Raw genomic sequence first — 2,534 nt, 5'->3', positions numbered from 1 at the left:
GTAAGCGCGCAAATCTCCGCACCTTTTCATGGCTGATGCAGTGACGGAGTCTGTGTCCGCAATGGAGGCTGCGGACGCAATGACAGTGAATAGCGCGGACATTCCGGGTCAGCTGAGGGTCGTCAGGGTTCTTGGCAACGGCAAGCGGTGGTTTGATCCGGTTGAGAAGGAGCGCTTGATCGATGCCTGCCTTGAGCCGGGGGTATCGGTGGCAGGGCTCGCACTGGCGCACGGGATCAACGCCAATCAGTTGCGCAAGTGGGTCAAGCTGCGCCAGGACCGGGAGGCAGCCGCGAAAGCGTTGCCGGTGATGCCGAGGGGCGCGCCGTCAGCCTTCGTGCCGGTGGTTGAGGCCGCGCCGATGGCGCGGCTGCCGGCCCCGTCAGCGCGGCTGCCCGCGGCACGGGTGCGGGTGACGGCGTCGCTGCCGAACGGGGTGCGGCTGGAGCTTGACGATGCGGATGCGCAGGTTCTGTCTGCGATGATCGAAGCGCTGGGGCGGTGCCATGTTCCGGCTGGCTGATGATCTGCGCGTCTATCTCCACCGGGAGCCAATCGACTTCCGGGCCGGGATCAATAGCCTGGCGATCCTGGTCGAGCAGGCCATGGGCCTCAACCCGTTCGAGCGTGCGGTGTTTGCCTTCTGCAATCGCCGCCGCACCCGGATAAAGTTGCTGTTCTTCGACCGGTCGGGCTTTGTGCTGGTGCTGAAGGCGCTGACGCAAGACAAGTTCCGCTGGCCGCGGCGGCCGGAGACGGTGGTGGCGCTTGACGCCGAGCAATTACACTGGCTGCTCGACGGCATCGATCTCGACGCGATGGCCCGCCACCCGGTGCGGCAATACGAATTTGTCGGGTGAGGTTGCCGGTTGACGTAAGGGGAGGCTTCCGATTCAAGAATACGATGACTCGAACCGGCACCCCGACCGTTGCGGAGTTGATGGCGCTTCTGGCGGCGCATACGGCCGAAATCACCGCGCTGAAGGCTGAGCGGGACGTCCTCGCGCAACGCGTCTTCAAGCTTGAGGAAGAACTGGCGCTGGCGCGGTTGCATCGGTTTGCGCCGCGTAGCGAAAAGCACATGGATCGCGTCTTCAACGAGGCCGAGCAGAGCGCCGTTGAGGGAGACGGCGAAGGCTGCGAGGAAACGGATTGCGTTGAGCTGCCGAATACGGGATTGCCGACCCTTGAAAGGCCGGGCGGCCAGAAACGCGGCCGCCGGCCCCTGCCAGAGAACCTGCCACGTGAGCGCGTCGAGTATGACCTTGCCGAGGACCAGAAGGTCTGTCCGTGCTGCAGTAACCGGATGCATCGCATGGGCGAGCTGGTGACCGAGCAGCTGCAGATCGAGGTGAAGGCGAAGGTTCTGCAGAATGTCCGGGCCAAATATGCGTGCCGACACTGCGACCGCACCGGGATCAGCACGCCCGTCGTCATCGCGCCGATGCCGAAGCAGCCATTGCCGGGCAGCATCGCCACGGCCTCGACGCTGGCCTTTGCGCTCGTTCACAAATATGTCGACGGCACGCCGCTCTATCGCCTGGCGCAGGCCTTCGCGCGGGCCGGAGTTCCTGTCAGCCGTGGCGCTCTCGGCCACTGGGTGATCGGTTCGAGCGAAAGGCACCTCGTTCGCATTTATGACGCGCTGAAACTGCGGCTCCGATCCCAGACCGTCATTCATGGCGACGAGACCACGGTTCAGGTGTTGAAGGAAGCAGGAAAGGACCCCACCAGTACCTCGTATATGTGGGCTTATCGCAGCGGCGAGGACAGCGCGCAGCCGATCGTGCTGTTCGATTATCAGCCCGGCCGCGGGCAAGAGCACCCGCAGAGCTTCCTCGGCGACTATCGCGGCATCCTGATCAGTGACGGCTACGCGGCCTGGCGTACCTTGAACGGGGCAACGCATGTGGGTTGCATGGCTCATGCCAGACGGAAGTTTGTCGACGCCCTCAAGGCGAGGAAGAAACCCGGCGGGCCGCCGGCGCAGGCCCTCACGTTCTTCGACCAGCTCTACCGGATTGAACGGCAGGCGCGGGACGAAGAGCCGGATGAGGGCGAAACGCAGGCCGACGCCCGACGCCGCTTTCGCCAGAAACATGCCGTTCCGGTCCTGAACGTCCTCAAGGCATGGCTCGACGCGATCGCACCGAAGGTCGTGCCTGACACCAAGCTCGAAGATGCCGTCTCCTATACGCTCAATCAGTGGGACTATCTGACGCGCTATACCGACGACGGCAGGATGCCGATCGACAACAACATTCTGGAGCGCGACATCCGGATTTTTGCCACTGGAAGAAAAAGTTGGCTCTTCAGCGACACGGTTCAGGGCGCCCAGGCCAGCGCCGTCATCTATAGCCTGATGCTGACCTGCCGGGCCTGCCGTGTCGAACCCCTCGCTTGGTTGCGGCATGTTCTCACCGAATCGCCGCAGCGTCCCGACGACGCCGATATCGACGACCTGCTGCCCTTCAACTTCAACAAACAGCCAGCCTGAACCCCGCCTTACGACGTGCACTGAAATGCGCGCTTAC

General features: G+C 63.5%; 3 protein-coding genes. All 3 read left to right on the top strand.

Features of this window, described 5'->3' with window-relative positions:
• Positions 1–28: 28 nt before the first annotated feature.
• The 3 genes from tnpA to tnpC are packed head-to-tail and all read left to right on the top strand — an operon-like array spanning position 29 to position 2,497.
• A complete protein-coding gene (tnpA, locus tag GR303_RS24165; RefSeq protein ID WP_201752217.1) occupies positions 29–523 on the top strand; it encodes an IS66-like element accessory protein TnpA in 495 nt (164 codons plus the stop codon).
• Positions 507–860 carry an IS66 family insertion sequence element accessory protein TnpB gene (gene tnpB / locus GR303_RS24160; RefSeq protein WP_161727001.1) on the top strand — a complete coding sequence of 118 codons (354 nt, stop codon included), beginning with the start codon at positions 507–509 and terminating at the stop codon, positions 858–860. Before tnpA ends, tnpB begins: the two co-directional genes overlap by 17 nt.
• Before the next feature lie 44 nt (positions 861–904).
• Complete coding sequence (gene tnpC / locus GR303_RS24155; RefSeq protein ID WP_161726999.1) at positions 905–2,497, top strand: IS66 family transposase; 1,593 nt, start codon at positions 905–907, stop codon at positions 2,495–2,497.
• Positions 2,498–2,534: the final 37 nt, after the last annotated feature.

It is taken from the genome of Microvirga arsenatis (assembly GCF_009910705.1).
GTDB classification, from domain to species: Bacteria; Pseudomonadota; Alphaproteobacteria; order Rhizobiales; family Beijerinckiaceae; genus Microvirga; species Microvirga arsenatis.
This window is presented reverse-complemented; position numbering and strand designations above follow the sequence as displayed.

Coding starts and splice junctions, on each gene's coding strand:
- tnpB (WP_161727001.1), top strand. CDS start 507: ATGTTCCGGCTGGCTGATGATCTGCGCGTCTATCTCCACCGGGAGCCA.
- tnpC (WP_161726999.1), top strand. CDS start 905: ATGACTCGAACCGGCACCCCGACCGTTGCGGAGTTGATGGCGCTTCTG.
- tnpA (WP_201752217.1), top strand. CDS start 29: ATGGCTGATGCAGTGACGGAGTCTGTGTCCGCAATGGAGGCTGCGGAC.